Below are 20,973 nucleotides of genomic sequence, written 5' to 3' on the forward strand. Positions count from 1 at the left end.
GAGCACCTTGAAGTCCCGGATCGTCGCCGGATCGCTGGCCCTGCTGGGCCTCGCCGGCATCGCCCTCGCCCAGCCCGCGCTGGCCGCCGCCGCCCCCAAGCAGCGCATCGACCTGCGCGTGCTCGTGCTCGACGACGACAGCACCGGCATCGACACCCTCCGCGCCCAGCTCGACCGCGAGGGCGTGCCCTACGACGCGCTGGACCTGGCCGCGTCCGGGCGCCCGCAGCTCACCGCCGCCTACCTCGCCGACACCGTCGACGGGGTGCGCCGGGCCAGGTTCCAGGGCGTCATCGTGCCGAACGAGAGCTCGGTGACCGGGGCCGAGGCGACCGCGCTGGCCGACTTCGAGCGCGAGTTCAAGGTGCGCCAGATCGACGCGTACACCTTCGCCGGCTCGAACGTGGGCCTCACCAACACCTGGAGCGGGGTGCTCGACGGCACCACCATGCAGGTCACCGACGCCGGCAAGGCGGCCGGGTTCGGCTACCTCAAGGGCGCCGTCCCGATCGACGACCGCGACCCGGCGGTCTCGGAGTCCTTCGGCTACCTCGGCGCCGCGGCCGTCGCCTCCGGTGCGACCTTCACGCCCCTGGTCAACGGGGCGAAGCCCGGCGGCGGGGCCACCGGATCGCTCATGGGCGTCTACGCGCACGACGGCCGCGAGGAGCTCGTGGTGACGCTGGCCGCCAACCGCTTCCAGACCCACGCCATGGAGCTCGGGCACGGCCTGATCACCTGGCTGACCCGCGGCACCCACCTCGGCTACACGCGCAACTACTTCAGCGTCCACGTCGACGACGTCCTCCTGCCCGACGACCGCTGGGACACCGTGCACAACTGCACCGTCGGCGACGACTGCAACCCGCGGCGGGACCCGGCGACCCTGCCGTACAACCAGACCATCCGCATGACCAAGGACGACGTGAACGCGCTGGTCCAGTGGCAGAAGGCGCGCGGGGTCAAGCTCGACGTCGTCTTCAACGGCGGCGGCAGCGTCGAGGCCGGCCCCGGCGACCCGCTCACCGCGGCGGTCGTGGCGAACAAGAGCCAGCTCCGCTTCATCAACCACACCTACGAGCACACCTACCTCGGCTGCGTCCAGGACTTCACGGTGTCGCCGTGGAAGTGCACGGGCCAGTGGGTGTCGCAGGCCGACATCTCCGCGCAGATCAAGCAGAACGTCGACTGGGCCAGGTCCAAGGGCATCCCGATCGACGCGACCGAGCTCGTCACCGGTGAGCACTCCGGCCTGAAGACGCTGCCGCAGATGCCGGCCGACAACCCGAACCTCGCGCCCGCGCTCAACGCCAACGGGGTCCGGTACGTCGCCTCGGACGCCTCCCGCGAACAGACCCCCCGGCCCGTGGGCAACGCCGTCACCGTGCCCCGGTTCCCGATGAACATCTACTACAACGTGGCCACCGTCGCCGAGGAGGTCGACGAGTACAACTGGCTCTACACCAGCGCGGCCGACGGCGGCAGCGGCATCTGCGAGAACAACCCGCAGTCGACCTGCATCAGCCCGCTGGGCGCGAGCGGCTTCACGAAGTACATCGTGCCGGCGGAGTCGCGCATCGCCTACGACCACGTGGTCTCCGCGAACCCGGCCCCGCACTACGCCCACCAGAGCAACCTCGCCGAGGACCGGATCCTGTACCCGGTGCTCGACGCCGTCCTCGCCCGGTACCGCAACACCTACACCACCGCGACCCCCGTGGTGAACGTGAAGTTCGCCGAGACCGCGCTGCAGAACCGGCGCCAGGCGGCCTGGACCGCCGCGGTACAGAGCCGCCAGATCGAGGCGTACCTGCTCGACGGCAAGGTCACCGTCACCAACAAGGGCGCCGCGCTGGACGTGCCGCTGACCATGCCGAGCGGCACGACGCTCGTCACCGCCTCGCTGCTGGGCCTCGAGGTCGGCGGCGGCGCGTTCGGCGAGGCCTACGGCGGCGAGCGCTCGGCCTGGCGCAGCGTCGCCAAGAACGGCCGCCAGCTGCTGAGCCTCCCGAGCTGAGCCGGTCGCCGTGCGCGTCGTCCTCGTCAACGAAGGCACCTACCCGTACGCCACCGGCGGCGTCACCACCTGGTGCGACCAGCTGGTGCGCGGACTGTCCGAAGTGGAGTGGGACCTCATCGCCATCGTCGGCACCGAGCCCGACCGGCCCGCGGTCGCGCTGCCCGGCAACGTCCGGTCGCTGCGCCCGGTGCCGGTCTGGGGCCCGGCCCGCCCCGCGCGCGGCCGGGCCGAGCGGGCCGCGGGGCTGCTCTGCCGGGGCATGCTCGGCGACTCGGCGCCCGACCTCGTCCTGTTCGCCGAGGGCCTGCGGGCCCTCGCCGAGCTGGCGCTTCCGGTCCGCGCTCCCGGCCGCCTCGACGTGCTGGGCCGCACCCGCTTCGGCCGCCGCGTGGGCCGGCACCCGCTCGCGGGCGCCGGCCTGGCCGACATCCTGCTCGACGCCTGGGCCCGGGCCGCGGCCGACGGCATCCGGCTGCCGCGGCTCACGCTGCGGGAGGCGGACGAGGCGGCGGTGCTGCTGGAGCACGCCCTCCGCCCGCTCGCCGCGCCGCTGCCCGAGGACGCCCAGCTGGTGCACGCCAACGCCAACGGGCTCTCGGCGATGGTCGCCCTCGCCGCGAAGTGGCGCCTGGGGGTGCCCTTCCTGATGACCGAGCACGGGGTGTACCTGCGCGAGCGGTACCTCGCCGCCGGCGCCCAGTCGCCCGGGGTGAAGACGGCGCTGCTGCGCTTCCACCGGGCCCTGGCGCGCCTGGCGTACTGGGAGGCCGACCTGGTCACCCCGGTCAGCGGGTTCAACGCGCGCTGGGCGGTGCGCCACGGCGCCGACCCGGCCAAGCTTGCCGTCATCGGCAACGGCGTCGACCCGGAGCGCTTCGCGCCCCTGCCCGGCGAGCCCGACGAGCCGGTCATCTCCTGGGTCGGGCGCATCGACCCGCTCAAGGACCTCGAGACGCTCATCCGCGCCCTCGCCATCGTCCGGCAGTCCATCCCCGACGCCCGGCTGCACCTGGCCGGCCCGGTCCCCGACGGCAACGAGTCCTACGCCGCCGACTGCCGCGCGGTCGCCGAGTCCCTCGGGCTCGGCGCCGCGGTGACGTGGGCCGGGCCGTGCGCGTCCAGCCGCGACGCGTTCGCCGCCGGGCAGGTGGCGGCGCTGTCGAGCATCTCGGAGGGGATGCCGTACACCGTGCTGGAGGCGATGATGTGCGGCCGCCCCACGGTGAGCACCGACGTCGGCGGCGTGGCCGAGGCCGTGGGCAACGCGGGCCTCGTGGTGCCGCCGCGGGACCCGGCCGCGTTCGCCGCCGCGTGCGTGGCGTTCCTGTCCTCGGCCGAGTTCCGGGCCACGATCGGCCACAGTGGACGGCGGCGGGCGCTGTCGGAGTACACCTTGGACCGCTGCGTGTCCGCCTACCGCGCCAGGTACCGCTCCCTCGTCCCGGAGCCCGCCGGTCAGCTGGTGTCGGCGTGAGCGGTACGGAGCGGAGCGGAGTGGCCGCGAACCGGGGATGCAGTTGGGTCTCGCGCCGACGCCGGAGCGAAGCGGAGGTGTCGGCGTGAGCGGTACGGAGCGGAGTGGCCGCGAACCGGGGATGCAGTTGGGTCTCGCGCCGACGCCGGAGCGAAGCGGAGGTGTCGGCGTGAGCGGTACGGAGCGGAGGTGCCGGCGTGAGCGGTGATTCCTTGGTGATCGTGCCCGCGCAGCGGCGGGCGCGGCCCAGCGAGCTCGACCGCCCGGAGCCGCTGCGCTACGTCGGCCGGGTCGCCACCGACCCGGTCGCCGCGCTCGCGGACAAGATGCGCGACGACTGCCTCAGCGCCGTCGACATCGACGAGATCGCGGCCATCCTGGAGGCGAACGGCATCAACGACAGGGTCGCCGACCGCGAGTACGGCGCCCCGTCCGTCTTCGTGCTCGCCGGGCGCGTGGTCGCACGCACCCTCGACGCGGCCGACACCCAGCAGATCCGCGCCGTGCCGCCCGAGGGCCCCGGCGCGGGCCGGGTCGTCGCCGACACCCTCCTGCGCGCGCTCATCTACCTGACCCCGCTCGTCATCGGCGTCGGCGCGTCGTCCGAAGTGGACGGTGTGCCGGGGCTGGCCACCACCGGCACGCTCATGCTCGGCTGGGGCGGCGGGCAGGCGCTGTCGTACCTGGGCTACCGGGCGCTGTCCGAACGCGGGCGCGCCGCGGCCGCGCGGCTGCTCGGGGCCGGCTTCCTCGTCCTGGCCGCTCTGTGGAGCCTGGTGCTGATCGGCACCGGCACCCGCGCGTACGTCGTGGCCGCCGTCCAGCTCGCGCTGTTCGCCGTGGCCGCGGTGACCCTGGTGACCAACCGGGAGCGGATGGTGATCGGGGCCGTCGTGCCCTGCTGGGTGGCGACGGCCGGGCTCGGCCGGGGCCTGAGCGTGTCCTGGCTGCTCGCCTGCGTCGCCGTGCTCGTCGGGGTCGCCTACCTGCCCGTGCTGCGCGAGCGATTCCCGCGCCGGGTCACCCGGTGGCGGTGGCGCACGTGGCGGCACGACATCGGTTACGCCGCCCTCTACGGGCTCGTCGGCACCGGGCAGGCCGCGCTGCTGCGCACCGTCGCGCTCGACGGGATCGCGCCGCACCAGGTGCCGCCGGCGGCATTGCCGCTGCTGCTCGGGGTACCGCTGATGGAACTGACCCTCGCGTGGCACCAGCGGCGCATCGCGTCCGCGCGGGCCGACCTGGCCGACCGGTTCGCCTTCGACCGCCGGCTCGGCCGGATCAGCGCCGGCACCGTCGCCGTGCTCGCCGTCCCGGTCGTGGTGGGCGCGGCCATCGCCGGGGCCGTCTGGTTCGGGCTGCTCGCGCGCGGGCAGTCCTTCGCCGCGGCCGTGCTGCTCATGGCCGTCTACGCGCTGTGCCTGGTGCTCGCCTCGCACGGCCGCGCCGGCACCGCCGCGATCGTCGTGTGGTGGCCGGCGCTGCTCGTCACGGGCGTCGGGCACTGGGCGCCGGCCCTGGTCCACGTGGCGCCCACGTTCGCCGAAACCCTCGCCGTCGCGACCCTGCTCGGGGCCGGTCTGCCCGGGCTCGCCGTCGCGGCGCTCGTCCTGCGTGATCCGGAGAGTTACCGAGCATGATGCTGCTGCCGTTGTACGTCCACCCCCTGGCCGACCCCGAGGCGTGGGACTGCCTGCCCCGCGGCGGGGCCTGCTGGACGATCGTCAACGTCCACAACGGACCCGGCGCGGGCCGCGACGAGGTCTACGCCGAGGCGACCGCCCGCCTGCACGAGGCCGGCGTGCGCATGCTCGGCTACGTCGACCTCGGCTACGGCGGGCGCGCCAACGGCGAGGTCTGGTGCGACATCGTGGGCTGGTCGCAGTACCCGGTCGGCGGCATCTTCTTCGACCAGGTGCCCTCCGACGCGGCCGGGCTCGCCTACGTGACCCAGGTGGTGCGCGCGGTGCGCGGCTCGGTCGTGCTCAACCCCGGCACCCGCTGCCTGCCCGGGTACGCGGCCCTCGCCGACGTGGTGTGTACCTTCGAGGGGCCATGGGAGTCCTACGCCGCGCAGCCGGCCACCGATCGCGACTGGCCCAACGCCGCGCACCTCGTCTACGGGGTGCCGACGGCGCGGCTGGGCGAGGCGACGGCCCTGCTGCTGCGCCGGGCCGGGCACGGGCTGGTGACGGACCTCGCGGCGCCGCTGCCGTATCAGGGCGTCCCCAGCTCCCTGCGGACCCGGGCCGCCGCGCGGTGATCTCCCGCCGGCTGCGCGTCCTGCTGCTCGGCCTCGTCGCGGTGAGCGTGCTCTACGCGGCCGCCTGCACCGGCGGCGACCAGCACGGCCGGGGCATCGGCGGGGACGGCTCGCACGCCCCCGCCACCGGGGGCGCCGGACCGTCCAATGCGGACGGTCTCGGCTCCGCGCCGGCGTCCCCGCCGGGCTCGGCGGGCCCGTCCGGCGCCGCGGCCCCGCCCGCGGGCGGCTGGTGGAAGCCGGCGGTCGGGCTGACCTGGCAGTGGCAGCTCACCGGGGTGCTGGACAAGTCCGTCCCGGCCGAGGTCTACGACGTCGACGGCGCCAACACCTCGGCCGCTGACGTGGCCGCGCTCAAGGCCGCGGGCCGGCACGTCATCTGCTACGTGAACGTGGGCGCCCACGAGGACTTCCGCGCCGACGCCCGGAACTTCCCGGAGTCCGTGCAGGGCAAGGGCCTCGACGGCTGGCCGGGGGAGAAGTGGCTCGACATCCGGCGCTGGGACGTGCTCGAGCCGCTGCTGTCGGCCCGGTTCCGGCAGTGCAAGGACAAGGGCTTCGACGCGGTGGAGCCGGACAACGTCGACGGCTACAGCAACAGCAGCGGCTTCCCGCTCACCGCCGCCGACCAGCTGACCTTCAACCGGCGCGTGGCCGACCTCGCCCACCGCGCCGGGCTCGGGGTGGGTCTCAAGAACGACGTCGAGCAGGCCGCGGCGCTCGCGCCCGCCTTCGACTTCGCCGTGAACGAGGAGTGCGCGCGCTACGACGAGTGCGACGCCCTGAAGGTCTTCACCAGCGCCGGCAAGCCGGTCTTCCACGTCGAGTACGACGGCTCCACCGGCTCCTTCTGCGCCAAGACCAAGGCCCTGCGCTTCTCGTCGATGAAGAAGAAGACGGAGCTCGACGCCTGGCGCGAGACCTGTTAGCCGGCCTCCCGGCGCCCAGCTGAGCCCCCATGGCGACAGCACATGACCGGGAGCCTTTTTATCGTTCGAGCAAAAGTTACGGCATCGAAGATGCAAAGTATGGACAGCCGTAGCTAAAGCCCCTAGTGTGTCCCCCACGACACCAGCGCGTTTCATCAATGTATCCGGATCGGCACCGGATGCGGCGGAGCCGCGGGGTCGACTCCGGCATCCGGCGCGACGGCGCGCGCCCTGCCTGGCACCTCACCACGTCAGGAAGGGACACCGTGAACCAGCAACCCTCCGGGCATCGATGGCGACCAATAGCTGCCGCCCTGATCCTCGTCGCTTCCAGCCTCACCGCCACCGCGTTCACCCTCGCCGCGGAGCCCGCCACGCCCGCGGCCGCGGCCATCAACGCGGCCGACTTCCAGCAGGTCACCCTCGCCAAGGGCGAGCCCGAGGTCGGCGAGCCGCTGACCATCTCCGTGCTGCCCGACCGGTCCGTGCTGCACACCGCCCGCAACGGCACCCTGCGGCGCACCGACGCGGGCGGCACCACCACGGTCATCGCGAACATCCCCGTCTACACCCACGACGAGGAGGGGCTGCAGGGCGTCGCCGCGGACCCGAACTTCGCGAGTAACCGGTACATCTACCTGTACTACGCCCCGCCCCTGTCCACCCCGGCCGGCGACGCCCCCGCCACCGGCACCGCCGCCACCTGGACCACGTGGACGGGCGTCAACCGGCTGTCCCGCTTCACGCTCAACGCCGACTTCAGCGTGAACATGGCCAGCCAGGTCAACATCCTCGACGTGCCCGCCAACCGGGGCATCTGCTGCCACGTCGGCGGCGACATCGACTTCGACGCCGCGGGCAACCTGTACCTGTCCACCGGCGACGACTCCAACCCGTTCGACTCCGCCGGCTACTCGCCGCTCGACGAGCGCACCGAGCGCAACCCCGCCTACGACGCCCAGCGCTCCGCGGGCAACACCAACGACCTGCGCGGCAAGATCCTGCGCATCAAGGTCGCCGCCAACGGCACGTACACCATCCCCAGCGGCAACCTCTTCGCCCCCGGCACCGCGAACACGCGGCCCGAGATCTACGCGATGGGCTTCCGCAACCCGTACCGCATGACCGTCGACAAGGCCACCGGCATCGTCTACGTCGGCGACTACGGCCCCGACGCCGGCGCCACCGACCCCAACCGCGGCCCGTCCGGGCAGGTCGAGTTCAACCGGATCACCGCGCCCGGCAACTACGGCTGGCCGTACTGCACCGGCGCGAACACCAGCACCGAGACCTACAACGAGTGGAACTTCGCCACGAACGCCACGGGCGCGAAGTACAACTGCGCCGGCGGCCCGACCAACAACTCGTTCCGCAACACCGGCCTGACCACCCTGCCCCCGGCCAAGCCGGCGTGGATCCGCTACGGCGGCGACGCGGGCAGCCCGCCCGAGTTCGGCGGCGGCTCGGAGTCGCCGATGGGCGGCCCGGTGTACCACTACGACGCCGCCAACCCGTCGACCACGAAGTTCCCGCAGTCCCTCGACGGGCTCTTCTTCGCCGGCGAGTTCGGCCGCGGCTGGATCAAGCCGATCAAGATCAATGCCGACGGCTCCCCGGGCGCGATCGACAACTTCCCGTGGAACGGCAAGCAGGTCATGGACATGCAGTTCGGCCCCGACGGGTCGCTGTACGTCCTCGACTACGGCACCGGCTACTTCAACGGCGACCAGAACTCCGCCCTCTACCGCTACGACTACGTCGGCGCCGGCGGCAACCGGGCCCCGACCGCCGTCGCGAGCTCGAACGTCACCTCCGGCTCGGCCCCGCTCGCCGTGAACTTCTCCTCCGCGGGCTCCACCGACCCCGAGGGCGGCGCGCTCACCTACGCGTGGACGTTCGGCGACGGCGGCACCTCGACCGCCGCCAACCCGTCGCACACGTACACCGCCAACGGCACCTACTCGGTCACCCTCACCGCCAAGGACCCGCAGGGCGCCATCGGCACCGCCGGCGTGATCATCAGCGTCGGCAACACCGCGCCGACGGTCGTCATCAACGGGCCCCGGCCCGGGCAGCTCGTGTCGTTCGGTGACTCGGTGCCGTGGAGCGTCACCGTCACCGACCCCGAGGACGGGGCCATCGACTGCGGCAAGGTCACGATGACCTACGTGCTCGGCCACGACCAGCACGCGCACGCGATCACCTCGCAGACCGGCTGCGCGGGCACGATCACCATCCCGGTCGACGGCGAGCACGACTCGGCGTCGAACATCTTCCCGATCTTCGACGCGCAGTACACGGACAAGGGCGGGCTCACCGTCCACGCCCAGAGCATCATGGCGCCCCGCTACCGGCAGGGCGAGTTCTTCAAGTCCTTCCTCGGCGTCGACCAGATCACCAAGCCGTCGGCCGAGGGCGGCAAGACCGTCGGCAACATCAACAACGGCGACTGGATCGGCTTCGACCCGTACAAGCTGAACAACGCGACCTCGTTCAGCGCCCGGGTCTCCTCCGGCGGCGCGGGCGGCACGCTGACCCTGCGCACCGGCTCGCCCACCGGCACGGTGATCGGCTCCGCGACGGTGCCCGTGACCGGCTCCTGGGAGACGTTCACGACCGTGAGCGGCCCCATCACCAACGCACCCGCCGGGACGACGTCGCTGTACCTCACGTTCTCCGGCAGCACCACGGCCGCGCTGTTCGACCTCGACAGCTTCACCTTCGTCACCGGGGCCGGCGGCAACGGCGTCGGGCCGGTGAAGGGGCTCGCGGGCAAGTGCCTCGACGCCCGCGGCGCCGGCTCCGCCGACGGCACCCAGATGCAGATCTACACCTGCAACGGCACCGGCGCCCAGGTCGTCGTCGTGGCCGGCCAGCAGCTCAAGGTGCTCGGCAAGTGCCTGGACATCTCCGGCGGCGCGACCGCGGACGGCACCAAGGTGCAACTGTGGACGTGCAACGGCACCGGCGCCCAGAACTGGGTGCCGCAGGCGGACGGCTCGCTGAAGAACCCGGCCTCCGGCAAGTGCCTCGACGTGGCCGGGGCGAACTCCGCCGACAGCACCGTCGTGCAGCTCTACACCTGTAACGGCACCACCGCGCAGAAGTGGACCCTGCCATGAGGCTCCGAGCTCTGACGTTCGCCGCGATCCTGGTCTGCGGCCTGCTGGTGGCCGCCCCGGCGCGGGCCGCCGACTCGCCGTACGACGTCCTGGTCTTCTCCAAGACCGCGGGCTTCCGCCACGACGCGATCCCGGCCGGCATCCAGGCCGTGCGCGACCTCGGCGCGGCGAACAACTTCACCGTCACCGCCACCGAGGACGCCAACGCGTTCACGACGGCGAACCTGGCCCAGTACGAGGCCGTGGTGTTCATGAGCACCACCGGCGACGTGCTCAACGACACCCAGCAGGCGGCGTTCGAGTCCTACATCCGCGGGGGCGGCGGCTACGTCGGCGTCCACGCGGCCGCCGACACCGAATACTCCTGGCCCTTCTACGGCCAGCTGGTCGGGGCCTGGTTCGCCAGCCACCCCGCGATCCAGCAGGTCAACTCGCGCACGGAGGACCGGGCCAACCCGGCCACCGCGCACCTGCCGCAGGTCTGGACCCGCACCGACGAGCTGTACAACTACCAGACCAACCCGCGCGCGAGCGCGCACGTGCTCGCCACCCTCGACGAGTCCTCGTACTCCGGCGGCTCGATGGGCGCCGACCACCCGATCACCTGGTGCAAGACGGTCGACAGTGGACGGTCGTTCTACACCGGGTTCGGGCACACGCAGGAGTCGTACGCCGACGGCAACTTCCGCAACGAGCTGCTGGGCGGCATCCGGTACGCCGCGAAGCGCGCCCAGGCCGACTGCCGGCCCGAGACCGGCTACACCGCGCTCTACAACGGCTCCACGACCGGCTGGTCGCAGGCCGGCCCGGGCGGCTTCACCAACGCCGACGCCACCCTGAGCTCCACCGGCGGCCTGGGGCTGTACTGGTACTCCGCGAAGCAGTTCGGCACGTCGTACTCGCTCAAGGCCGACTTCCGGATCACGGGAGACAGCAACTCGGGCGTCTACGTCGGGTTCCCGAACCCGGGCAACGACCCGAACATCGCGATCAACCAGGGGTACGAGATCCAGATCGACGCCACCGACACGCCCGATCACACCACCGGCGCGATCTACAACTTCCAGTCCGCGAACATCGCCGCCCGCGACGCCGCGCTCAACCCGCCCGGCGCATGGAACACCTACGAGATCTCGGTCGAGGGGCAGCGGATCCGGGTGTACCTCAACGGCTCGCTGATCAACGACTTCACCAACACCGACCCGGCCCGCAACCTCGACGGGTACATCGGCATCCAGAACCACGGCGCGGGCGACAACGTGTCGTTCCGCAACATCCGCCTGCGTTCGGCGGACGACGCCCAGCAGGCGGAGCTGTTCAGCTCCGCGAGCGGGGTGCAGCCGTACACGAAGGCGGGCGCGCACAACGGCCAGACGCTCGGCTACATCGAGCCGGGGGACTGGGCGGCGTACAACGGGCTCACCATCGGCGGCTCGACCTCGCTGCGCGCCCGGGTCGTCTCCGGCGGCCCCGGCGGCCAGATCCAGGTGCGCACGGGCTCGACCACCGGCCCGATCCTCGGCACCGTCACCGTGCCCAACACGGGCAGCTGGGACACGTACGCCGACGTCAGCACCCCGCTGACCGGCGTGCCCGCGGGGACGGCGAACGTGTACCTGACGTTCACGGGCACCGGGACCGGCCTGTTCGACCTGGACGACTTCACGTTCGTCAAGGGCACCACGGTCGTGAGCGGCCCGATCCGCGGCCTCGCGGGCAAGTGCCTCGACGTGCGGGGCGCGGGCACGGCGGACGGGACGCAGATCCAGCTGTACGGCTGCAACGGCTCCGGCGCCCAGAACTGGACGGTGTCGGGCCAGACGCTGCGGGCCCTGAACAAGTGCCTGGACGTCTCCGGCGGCGGCTCCTCCGACGGCACCAAGATCCAGCTGTGGACGTGCAACGGCTCCGGCGCCCAGAACTGGGCCGCCCAGGCCGACGGCTCGCTGCGCAACCCGCAGTCGGGCAAGTGCCTGGACGTGGCGGGCGGCGTCTCCACCGACGGGACCGCCGTGCAGCTCTACACCTGCAACGGCACCGGCGCCCAGAAGTGGACCCTGCCGGCCTGATGTCCTGACGGGTTTCGGAGGGAGGGGACTGAGTGAAGACGTACAGTCCCCTCCCTCGCGTTGCTTACCGTGACGGATTCCATCGGGGGGCAGCATTGATGGGCAAGTTCCCCTAGGCTCGGCGCGTGCTGGGGACCAGAGCGAGACGCATCGGGTTGACGGTGGCGCTACTGTCCGTGCTGGCGGGCTGCGGAACGAACGCGGTGTCGTCCCCGCCGGCCGACGCGGCGGCGTCGTTCGAGGCGCCGTCGAGCTCCGATCCCTTCCCGGTGGGCCAGCTGGAGGGCGCCGCCGAGCTCGCGCCGGCCCCGAAGAAGTCCGCCGGCCCGAGGCCCTCGGCCACGGGCAAGAAGGTCAACCCCGGCGGGGACACCGGCGGCGGCAAGGCCAACACGAACGACGGCGTGCCCAACACCGCGAGCGGCACGTTCACCGTGGCGACGGGCGGCACCGACGTCGTCGGCTCGGCGGACGCGGCGACGCTGGTGCAGTACCGCGTCGAGATGGAGAACGGCATCACCTGGGGCAGCAACCCGGTCTGGACGACCGCGACCCTGGCGACCGAGGTCGACCGGGCGATCGCGTCGCCGGACGGCTGGACGAAGTCGGCCGAGCACCCGGTGACCTACCAGCCGAACAAGATCAGCGGGGCGAGCTGGAAGTTCCAGCGCGTGAGCGGCTCGGACTACGACGTGACGCTGAAGCTGGCGACGCCGGGCACCGTGGACAAGCTGTGCAAGGCCGTCGGCGTGACGACGCAGGGCATCTACTCCTGCCGCTACGGCAAGACGATCCTGCTGAACCTGCGCCGGTGGCTGAAGGGCATCGACGGCTTCCCGGCGGGGATCGACTTCCACGCGATGACGGTCCTGCACGAAATGGGCCATTTTCTCGGCTTCGACCACATGAAGTGCCCGGGCTCGGGCCAGGTGGCGCCGGTGATGCAGACGCAGACGATCGCCTTGAACGGCTGCAAGCCCAACGCTTTCCCCTTTACCACGGACGGCACTTTCGTGACGGGCCCGTGGGCATCGAGCTGACACTGGGGTGAGGCGCCGTCACCCCGAGTCATGATCATCGGGGCGATTTTTCGGCGTCGGCTAAAATGAGTTTGAAATATGAGGCGGGCGCAACGGCCGATCTTGTGTTTCGACGCGGTCCTTGTAGCCGGGCGGTGCGGTCGCGTCGCCGGTTGCTGGTTTGCCGGGTGATGCGGGCTGGCCGGCCGGGTGACGCGCGGGCTTTGCCGGGCGGGCGTGATTGCCGGCCGGCGCGGTTCCGGGCCGAGTTGATCGGCTCGCTGGGCACCGCGGCGGCCGCCGGCGGGGTGGCTGGGCGGCGGCGCGGGTTCAGCTCTTGAGCCGGCGGGTTCAGCTCTTGAGCCGGCGCAGGAGGTCGACGACATCGGCCTCGTATTCGCGCCACTCGCGGTCCGGCCGGAAGCCCAGCTCGGCGTTGACCTGCAGCAGCGGCTCGTTCTCCAGCGCGTTCCACGTCTGCACGTCGAGGAGGTGAGGCTCGGCCGCACGCAGCTCGAACAGCATGCGGGCCTTGATCGCGCGGCTGATGCCGTAGCCGCGGTGGCTCGGGACCTCGATCGTGTCGTACTGGTCCGCGCGCGTCGGGCGCTGGGCCGGCACCACGACCTCGGTCAGGCCCGCGATCGTCTCGGACTGCTCGTGGACGGCCAGCACGATGTACGGCTTGAGCCCCCGCGCGTGCAGGGTGCGCAGGCTCGCGGCGAGCCGTTCGGAGTCGTACGAGCTCGGGCGCAGCGCGAGATCGTCGACGACCGCGGCGCGGGCGGCCTCCTTGGCCGCGGCGTAGCCGGCGTAGAGCTCCGGGGGCGGGCCGCCGGGGTAGTACTCGATGCGGTAGCCGGCGCCGATCCCCGCCGCCATCTCGCCCAGCCGCAGCCAGTCCACGCCGCCCAGGTCGAGCAGGTTGCGCATCTCGATGAAGGCGCACTCGAACCCGTGCGCCTCGAAGAACTGCACGCTCGGGGTGCCGCCGATCACCTCGACGCCGACGGACTCGAAGCCCTCCTCGGCGGCGCGGCGCGCCACGGCGGCCAGCAGCGCGCTGCCGACCCGGCTCCGGCGGGCGCTCGGGGTCACCGACAGCTCGAGCACCCCGATGTCCTCGAGCGCGAGCAGGCTCGCGTGCCCGAGGATCTCCCCGCCGTCGCTGGTGGCCAGCCACGACGTGCGCCGCTCACCCGGCATGGTGACGGCAAGATACTCCCGGAACATGGTCTCGCGCCACGGCGGGTCCTCGGGCACGTCGACCGCCACGATCTCGTTCAGCGCCCGCAGGACCGCCTCGAGCTCGGCCGCGGGCGCGGTCCCTGGGTCCCATTCGCGCACCTTCACGCCCTAAGCCTGCCCTTGTTTGTGGCTGAGCGGAAGTACCAGAGCGCAGAGCGTGGCATTGATCTACCTTGAGCGCCGGTTTCGCCAGGTCCCGCCGCCTCTGCCGAGGCCGGGGCGGGCCCGGCCTCGGCAGGGGCGGAAGGCCGGGCCTCGAAGGGCGGAAGCCTAGCTCTGCCGGTCCTTGCGCCCGTAGTCGTTGGTGGCGTTGAAGACGGCCGCCCGGTACTCCTCAGGCACGTTGTACGCGTGAATGGCCGCGTTCCACCCCTCCAGCGTGGCCAGATCCCGCCCGTTGTCGCACAGGAACGCGGCCGCCGTCAGCGCCGCGTCGTCGATGTCGTTGATGTCGATCACCCCGTCGGCGTCGGCGTCGAGGCCGTACTGCTTCCAGGTGGCCGGCAGGAACTGCATCGGCCCGACCGCACGGTCCCAGGTCCGGTCGGTGTCCAGCGCGCCCTGGTCGGTGTCGGCCACGGACTGCCGCCCGTTCTGCCCGTCCAGCGGCGGGCCGACGATGGGCGGGACGGATCGGCCGTCGTCCTGCAGTACCGAACCGTTGGTCTGGCCGTGGTCCGACTCGACCTTGCCGATGCCCGCGAGGGTGGTCCAGGTCAGGTGGCACTTCGGGGTCGAGCGCGCGGTGACCGCCTCCGCGTAGCCGTACGCCTGCAGCGCCACGACCGGGATGTTCAGCCGCACCGACCGGGTGCCCGCCCACGCGCCGTAGACGTCGGCCGGGCGCTGGTGGATGCCGGCCGGGGGGCTGAAGGTGGGTGACGCGGACGGGTTCTCGGGCCGCGGGGCCTCGCCGGTCTCCGGTGCTCCCGTCATCGGGGGGACGCCGTTGGTACCGCCCGGAGCCGCCCCGGACGCGGAGGCGTCCACGCGCGGCTTGGCCGCCGCGGGCACCACGTATCTGCCGGCCATCCCGGCCGCCGTGAGCAGCACGAGCAGCAGCACGCCGGGCAGCAGGAACCGGAAGCCGGGCCGGGTCCTGACCTGGTCGAACCACTCGCGCCGGGCCACCGCGCGCGCCGACTTCTCGGGGCGCGCCTCCAGCACGTCCGCCGCCCGCCGCGACTGGAACCAGCTGGGTCGCCGCCCTTCCTCGGCCGCGTGTTTGGGCTGGTGGGGCGGCTTCGGGTCAGTGGACTGGCCCAGCTGCGGCGCAAGGATCTCCACCGGGATCGCCCGCTCGTCCGCGTCCCGGGGGGTCGGGGGCCGGACGGAGGGGGTCGGTGGAGTGTCCATTGTGGTCGGTCGCTGGCCCTCCGGCTTCTCGTCGTCGCTTGCCACGAGGTTGAGTATTCCGAATTCCCGGGCATGTGCCAACGTGGCATAGCCTGTGGCAATGCCACGTTACGAATATCGGTGCCGGGCCTGCGGCGACACCTTCGAGGTGCAGCGCCCGATGCGTGAAGCGAATGTGAAGACCGCCTGTCCGGCGGGGCACGACGACACGGTGAAGCTGCTGTCCACGGTGGCCGTCGGCGGGGCCTCGGGCGGGAGCGCGGGCGGGGGCGCGGCCGCGGGCTCCGGCGGCGGCTGCTGCGGCGGCGCCTGCGGTTGCTGAAACATTGTTACGGGTGGGTTTCGTTTCGCACTGGCAAAACGGCTTTGATGTTGTGTCCTGTCGTGCCACAACCGCTGCCCGAGTGTTGTCGTTACGTCACCCGAAACCCACTCGAGCTTTGTCTGCCGTCGTTGCTGACCAGCACGGATCGCCCCGGATGACCAAGCGGGGATCGACCGTTTCTACGATGCGCGCGCCACTTGGTTGGGGAAATATGGGGCACGCCTGAATCAGGAAGGCGGAGGTTTCACGTGTCGGGGCGGACCCACCTGCCCAGCGGGCTGGTGACTTTCCTCTTCACCGACATCGAGGGCTCGACGCGTCTGGCCCAGATGCTCGGTGCGGGATACCGGCCGGTGCTCCACGAGCACCGGGAGGTGATTCGCCGCGCGCTGTCCGAAGCGGACGGTGTGGAACTCTTCACCGAGGGTGACTCGCTCTTCGTGGCCTTCCCGGACGCCGCTCGCGCCCTCGCCGCGTGCGCCGAGGCCCAGCGCGCGCTCGCCACCCACGACTGGCCGAGCCCCGACGCCCGCCCGAAGGTCCGGATGGGCCTGCACACGGGCTTCGCCGAGCCGTACGGCGGCGAGTACACCTCCCCGGAGGTCCACCGCGCCGCCCGCGTCGCCGCCGCCGCCCACGGCGGGCAGGTGCTGTGCTCGGCCGCGACCGCCGCCCACGTAGGCCTGTCGTCCTCGGCCGCCCCGGTCGACCCGACCGACCCGGGGCTGGAGCACGGCCCGCTCGGCGACGGCGCGTGGCTGCTCGACCTCGGCCTGCACCGGCTGCGCGGCTTCGACGGCTTCGAGCGCATCTTCCAGCTCGTCGCGCCCGGCCTCGACCGGCAGTTCCCGCGCCCGCGCACCATCGACGCGCCCGCGCACAACCTGCCCGTGCAGACCACCCGCTTCATCGGCCGCGCCGCCGAGCGGGCCGCCGTGCGCGACCTCATCCAGCGGCACCGCCTGGTCACCGTCGTCGGGGCCGGCGGCGCGGGCAAGACCCGGGTCGCCGTCGAGGCGGCCGGCGAGATCGTCGAGCGCTTCCGCGACGGCGTCTGGTTCGCCGATCTGAGCGCCGTGGCCACCGCCGACCTCGTCGACGTCAGCGTCGCGGCCGCGCTCGGCCTGCGTCCCGAGCCCGGGCGCGCCGTCGTGCAGACCATCGCCGACCACGTCCGCGGCCGCCGGCTCCTCGTGCTGCTCGACACCTCCGACGCCCAGCTGTCCGCGGCCCGCCGGCTCGTGGCCCGGCTGCTGGCGGCCGGCCCCGAGATCTCCGTCCTGGCCACCTCCCGCGAGCCGCTCGGCCTGGCCGGCGAGGTCGTCTGGCGCATCCCGCCGCTGTCGGTCGAGGCGGCCAGCGGCGGCGGCTTCAGCGACGCCGTGGCCCTGCTCGTGGACCGCGCGTCCGCGGCGCGCGGCGGCCGGCCCGTCGAGCCCGGCGACATCGCGCACCTCACCCGCGTGGCGAAGTCGCTGGAGGGGTTGCCGCTCGCGCTCGAGCTGGCCGCGGCCCGGCTGCGCGTGCTGTCGGTGCCGCAGCTGGCGGACCGCATCGGCGACGTCCTGGGCACCCTCGACGCCGGCTCCCCGGCCGCGTTCGACGAGGCCTCGGACCGGCACCGCACGATGCAGGCCGCGGTCGGCTGGTCCTACCGCACCCTCGACGCGCGCTCGGCCCGGCTCCTGCGCTGGCTCTCGGTCTTCGCGAGCCCGGTGGACCTGCCCGCGATCGAGTGGCTGCACGACGGCGACCCGCTCGACCCGCTGGCCACGCTCGTGGACAAGTCGCTGCTGCAGGCCGAGGCGGGGGCGGCCAGCGCGACGTACCGCATGCTGGACCCCATCCGCGCCTTCGCCGCCCGGCTGCTGCTCGAGGCGGGCGAGGAGGAGTCGGCCCGGGAGCGCCACGTCGCCTGGTGCCTGCAGGCGGCCCACGACGCCTACCTGGACCACGAGGGCCGTCCGGTGACGCTGTCGCTCTACACGCTGGACCCGCTCGCCGACGAGCTGCGCGCGGCCCTGCACTGGGCCGTGACCCGCGGCAGCGCCCGGCAGGGGCTGGCCCTGGCCGGCTCGCTGGACCAGTGGTGGCGCGAGCGCGGCCTGGGCCGCGAGGGCCGGATGTGGCTGTTCCGGCTCTACGAGCGCATCAGCGCCACCGGCGAGCCGGTGCCGGACGCCGAGCTGGCCGCGGCCTATCACATGCACTCCCTGCACGCGGGCGCCGACGGCGAGACGGTCGAGGAGCTGCGGTTCTCGCAGCGGGCCGAGGCCGCCGCCCGCCGGGCCGGCGATCCGGGCCTGATCGCCCGCATCCTCTCGGCCCGCGGCGCCCCGCTGCTGGAGATGGGGCGCACCGACGAGGCCGAGCGGCTCACCCGCGACGTCATCGGCTGGTCCGACGAGCAGGGCGTGGCCGGCGAGTCGCTGTCGGCGGTGTTCGCCCTCGCGCAGCTGCTGTGGCGCCGCGGTGCCCTGGACGAGGCCGCGGACCTGCTGGCCAGCGCCCGCCCGCTGGAGAACAGCCGCCCGCTGGAGCGCGGCCGTCGCACCGTGGACATGCTGCTGGGCATGGTCGCGCTGGCCCGCGGCGATCTCGTCGCCGCCCACGACCACCTGATCGTCGCGCTGCGCTCGCAGATGACCCACGGCTTCCACCTGCGGGTCTGCGAGACCCTCAACGCGGTGGCGGTGCGGTGCGCCCTGGCCGAGGACCTGCCGACCGCGGCGCGGCTCTTCGGCGCGGCCCAGTCGGCGCGCATCCGGCTGCGCTGCTCGATCGGCGCGTTCGCGGTGTTCTGGGCCGAGCAGCAGGCGCAGCTGCGCCGGTCGATGGGCGACGCGGCCTTCGACACCGCCTACGCCGCGGGCGGCGCGCTGAGCCTGGAGGAGTCGGTGGCGCTGGCGCTGACCATAGAGCACCCGGACCTCATGGCCGGCTCGATCCGCTTCTCGACGGTCGAGTAGGGCGGGCTCACTCCTCCTCGGGGTCCTGGTTGGCCTCCACCCCGAGGACGTAGGCCTGCATGGCGAGCTCGTCCCCGGCGGGCCACACGAACGCGGGCAGCTCGGCGGGGCCGAGCTCGCGCACGTAGCTCCAGAACGCCCGCACGGCCTCACCGGGCGAGGCGGCCTCGATGGGCATGTCGACGCTGACCAGGTAGGTGCGCCGGGGCGCGGGCCGTGGCGGCTCGATCTGCCGGGCGACGGTCAGGAAGCTGGCTTCGTCGAGGCGGCCGGTGCGCGCCGCGAGCCCCCCGGCGGGCAGCGGCGAGTCGAGCAGGTTCACCGTGTATTGCAGCCGCCCGTCCTGGTCGGCCCGCCCGAGCCCGAACACGACGGGCTCGTCGCCGCCGGCCACGAGCAGCGCCTCGTCCCCGGGTGCCAGCTCGGGGGCGGTCAGCCCGCCGGCCCCGTACACCCGCTCGTTCGCGTACTGCTCCTCGGAGACGACCACGACCCACTTAGCCATGGCGCCATTGCATCACGCGCTCACGGGAGCTCGACGAAACACCCGGCCACGTGATCGTTGACCATCCCGGTCGCCTGCATCAGCGCATACGCGGTCGTCGGCCCGACGAAACGGAACCCGCGCCTCTTGAGCTCCTTCGCCATCGCCTTCGACTCCGGTGTGACGGCCGGCACCTTCGAGAAGTCCGCGGGCCGCTCCGGCCGCGGATCGGGCGCGAACGACCACAGCAGGGCCGCGATCCCGCCGGGCAGCTCGGCCGCCGCGCGCGCGTTCGCGATGGTCGCCTCGATCTTGGCCCGGTTGCGCACGATGCCCGCGTCGGCGAGGAGCCGGTCGACGTCGGCCTCCCCGAACGCGGCGACCTTCTCGATCTCGAACCCGGCGAACGCCGCCCGGAACGAGGGCCGCTTGCGCAGGATCGTGATCCAGGACAGCCCGGACTGGAACGCCTCGAGGGACATGCGCTCGAACAGCCCGTCGTCGTCGCGGATCGCCCGGCCCCACTCGGTGTCGTGATAGTCCAGGTAGTCGGGGGTCGAGGCGCCCCAGCCGCACCGGGCCAGCCCGTCCGCCCCCATCACCACGTCGCCCATGACAGGCAACCTACTCGGGGGGTACGACAAAAAGTCCGGACTCCACCATGCGGGCGAACCGGCGCAGCGCCGCGGTGAGCCCGGCCTTGGAGCCGGGCCAGAGCAGCGGCCACGTGACCTTGCCGGCGTTGCCCGCCGGCAGGTGGAACCACTCGTGCCAGACGACCTGGGTGCGGTCCGCGCCCAGCTGGGTGCAGCGCAGCACGCCGGGGCCCCGCAGGACCCTGCCGTGATGGACGACTCGAAGCTCGAACGGCGGGTCGACCTTCACGACGCGCATGAGGTCGCGCACCGACGCGGGCCCGACCTGCGTGACGGCCTCGATCTGGCTGCCCTCGCCGCCGTCGCCGGAGAGCACCCGGACCGTCGTGAACGGGATCCACTCGCCCTGCCGCGACCAGTCGGTGAGGGCCGCGAAGACCTTGGCGGCGGGGGCGGCGACGATGACCGTCGCCGTCACCTCGCCGGGTCCGGGCCGCTCCGCCTCGGCGTAGTCGTCCGCGGTCACTGCACCACCGGGGAGGAACGGTCCCAGGAGGCGTCGTCGGCGGCGTCAGCGGGGGCGTCCTCGTCGGTGGTCTTGGCCGTGGACTTGCGCGGGCCGCCCTCGACGACGTCGGCGGGAGGCTCGAGCGGGGCCTCGGTGGCGGCCCCCGAGGCCGCGGCCTGGCGGGCGTCGCGCAGCGCGTCGGCGTCCTCCTGGCGGCCCTCGCGGAGCGCCTTGATCTCGGCCTCGAGGACCTGGATCAGCTCCTCCTTGTAGCCGATGTCGTATCCGGCCCGCCGCAGCGCGTTGTCGACCTGGTTCATCCGGTATCCGCGGACGACCGTGTCGAACCGGAGCTGGTTGACGTCACCCTCGACCAGCGGGCGGGACGACGGCAGGGGTACGGAGCGTCCGTCGGGCTCATACCCTTCGATTCCCGGGTCGTCACCGGTGATCAACAAGGACACGCCGAACCCGATGGCCCCGACAACCACTGCGGCGATCAACACCAGGAGGAACTCAGCCATAGGGGGAATCGTGGCACGCTGAGTACGCCTGGGCGAGCCCGGCACACCCATCTGTAGGAAACACGGA

The 20,973-nt window shown here is 72.7% G+C and carries 16 protein-coding genes; 10 read left to right on the top strand and 6 right to left on the bottom strand.

Annotated features, from left to right (window positions below; translation table 11 throughout):
* Positions 1–7: 7 nt before the first annotated feature.
* From ACQP2P_RS03560 to ACQP2P_RS03595, 8 genes are all read left to right on the top strand, one after another.
* Positions 8–2,017 (top strand): hypothetical protein, encoded by a 2,010-nt coding sequence (locus ACQP2P_RS03560; protein ID WP_433613221.1) that lies wholly within the window; start codon positions 8–10, stop codon positions 2,015–2,017.
* Positions 2,018–2,027: 10 nt separating this feature from the next.
* The gene (gene pelF / locus ACQP2P_RS03565; protein ID WP_433613223.1) at positions 2,028–3,494 is read left to right on the top strand and encodes a GT4 family glycosyltransferase PelF; all 1,467 of its coding nucleotides are present in this window, start codon (positions 2,028–2,030) and stop codon (positions 3,492–3,494) included.
* Between the two features lie 197 nt (positions 3,495–3,691).
* Complete coding sequence (locus tag ACQP2P_RS03570) at positions 3,692–5,134, top strand: hypothetical protein (RefSeq protein ID WP_433613225.1); 1,443 nt, start codon at positions 3,692–3,694, stop codon at positions 5,132–5,134.
* Positions 5,131–5,757: a spherulation-specific family 4 protein gene (locus tag ACQP2P_RS03575; RefSeq protein WP_433613227.1), complete on the top strand. Its 627-nt coding sequence runs from the start codon at positions 5,131–5,133 to the stop codon at positions 5,755–5,757. The genes ACQP2P_RS03570 and ACQP2P_RS03575 overlap by 4 nt, the downstream gene beginning before the upstream one ends.
* Positions 5,754–6,686, top strand: coding sequence for an endo alpha-1,4 polygalactosaminidase (locus ACQP2P_RS03580; protein ID WP_433613229.1), 933 nt, complete (start codon positions 5,754–5,756; stop codon positions 6,684–6,686). The genes ACQP2P_RS03575 and ACQP2P_RS03580 overlap by 4 nt, the downstream gene beginning before the upstream one ends.
* Positions 6,687–6,952: 266 nt before the next feature.
* Positions 6,953–9,808, top strand: a complete 2,856-nt coding sequence (locus tag ACQP2P_RS03585; RefSeq protein WP_433613230.1) for a PQQ-dependent sugar dehydrogenase — start codon at positions 6,953–6,955, stop codon at positions 9,806–9,808.
* On the top strand, positions 9,805–11,877 hold the full coding sequence (locus ACQP2P_RS03590; protein WP_433613232.1) for a ThuA domain-containing protein: 2,073 nt from the start codon (positions 9,805–9,807) through the stop codon (positions 11,875–11,877). The genes ACQP2P_RS03585 and ACQP2P_RS03590 overlap by 4 nt, the downstream gene beginning before the upstream one ends.
* A gap of 125 nt (positions 11,878–12,002) precedes the next feature.
* Positions 12,003–12,917, top strand: coding sequence for a DUF3152 domain-containing protein (locus ACQP2P_RS03595; protein WP_433613234.1), 915 nt, complete (start codon positions 12,003–12,005; stop codon positions 12,915–12,917).
* 330 nt (positions 12,918–13,247) lie between these two features.
* On the opposite strand, the gene ACQP2P_RS03600 is transcribed toward ACQP2P_RS03595, so the two are convergent.
* Together ACQP2P_RS03600 and ACQP2P_RS03605 are read right to left on the bottom strand one after the other, a co-directional pair.
* Positions 13,248–14,249, bottom strand: a complete 1,002-nt coding sequence (locus tag ACQP2P_RS03600) for a GNAT family N-acetyltransferase (protein WP_433613236.1) — start codon at positions 14,247–14,249, stop codon at positions 13,248–13,250.
* Positions 14,250–14,414: 165 nt separating this feature from the next.
* Positions 14,415–15,545: a lytic transglycosylase domain-containing protein gene (locus tag ACQP2P_RS03605; RefSeq protein WP_433613238.1), complete on the bottom strand. Its 1,131-nt coding sequence runs from the start codon at positions 15,543–15,545 to the stop codon at positions 14,415–14,417.
* 55 nt (positions 15,546–15,600) lie between these two features.
* Here ACQP2P_RS03605 and ACQP2P_RS03610 point away from each other — a divergent pair, with 55 nt between their 5' ends.
* Positions 15,601–15,822 (top strand): FmdB family zinc ribbon protein, encoded by a 222-nt coding sequence (locus ACQP2P_RS03610; RefSeq protein ID WP_433613240.1) that lies wholly within the window; start codon positions 15,601–15,603, stop codon positions 15,820–15,822.
* A 251-nt stretch (positions 15,823–16,073) separates the two neighbouring features.
* The gene (locus ACQP2P_RS03615; protein ID WP_433613242.1) at positions 16,074–18,794 is read left to right on the top strand and encodes an adenylate/guanylate cyclase domain-containing protein; all 2,721 of its coding nucleotides are present in this window, start codon (positions 16,074–16,076) and stop codon (positions 18,792–18,794) included.
* Between the two features lie 7 nt (positions 18,795–18,801).
* Here the strand turns inward: ACQP2P_RS03615 and ACQP2P_RS03620 are convergent, their stop codons facing one another.
* From ACQP2P_RS03620 to ACQP2P_RS03635, 4 genes are read right to left on the bottom strand one after another with little or no spacing between them, the layout of a single operon-like run.
* Complete coding sequence (locus tag ACQP2P_RS03620) at positions 18,802–19,299, bottom strand: hypothetical protein (protein WP_433613244.1); 498 nt, start codon at positions 19,297–19,299, stop codon at positions 18,802–18,804.
* 20 nt (positions 19,300–19,319) lie between these two features.
* A complete protein-coding gene (locus tag ACQP2P_RS03625) occupies positions 19,320–19,892 on the bottom strand; it encodes a DNA-3-methyladenine glycosylase I (protein ID WP_433613246.1) in 573 nt (190 codons plus the stop codon).
* Positions 19,893–19,902: 10 nt separating this feature from the next.
* Positions 19,903–20,400, bottom strand: a complete 498-nt coding sequence (locus ACQP2P_RS03630; RefSeq protein ID WP_433613248.1) for an SRPBCC family protein — start codon at positions 20,398–20,400, stop codon at positions 19,903–19,905.
* On the bottom strand, positions 20,397–20,906 hold the full coding sequence (locus ACQP2P_RS03635) for a DivIVA domain-containing protein (RefSeq protein ID WP_433613250.1): 510 nt from the start codon (positions 20,904–20,906) through the stop codon (positions 20,397–20,399). Before ACQP2P_RS03635 ends, ACQP2P_RS03630 begins: the two co-directional genes overlap by 4 nt.
* Positions 20,907–20,973 lie beyond the last annotated feature (67 nt).

The sequence above is a fragment of the Dactylosporangium sp. CA-139114 genome (assembly GCF_050955725.1).
In the GTDB taxonomy this organism is placed as follows: domain Bacteria; phylum Actinomycetota; class Actinomycetes; order Mycobacteriales; family Micromonosporaceae; genus Dactylosporangium.

Bases quoted from the DNA above. Each gene is read 5' to 3' on its own strand.
- ACQP2P_RS03575 (WP_433613227.1), top strand. From the start codon at position 5,131: ATGATGCTGCTGCCGTTGTACGTCCACCCCCTGGCCGACCCCGAGGCG.
- ACQP2P_RS03590 (WP_433613232.1), top strand. From the start codon at position 9,805: ATGAGGCTCCGAGCTCTGACGTTCGCCGCGATCCTGGTCTGCGGCCTG.
- ACQP2P_RS03610 (WP_433613240.1), top strand. From the start codon at position 15,601: ATGCCACGTTACGAATATCGGTGCCGGGCCTGCGGCGACACCTTCGAG.
- ACQP2P_RS03620 (WP_433613244.1), bottom strand. From the start codon at position 19,299: ATGGCTAAGTGGGTCGTGGTCGTCTCCGAGGAGCAGTACGCGAACGAG.
- ACQP2P_RS03625 (WP_433613246.1), bottom strand. From the start codon at position 19,892: ATGGGCGACGTGGTGATGGGGGCGGACGGGCTGGCCCGGTGCGGCTGG.
- ACQP2P_RS03635 (WP_433613250.1), bottom strand. From the start codon at position 20,906: ATGGCTGAGTTCCTCCTGGTGTTGATCGCCGCAGTGGTTGTCGGGGCC.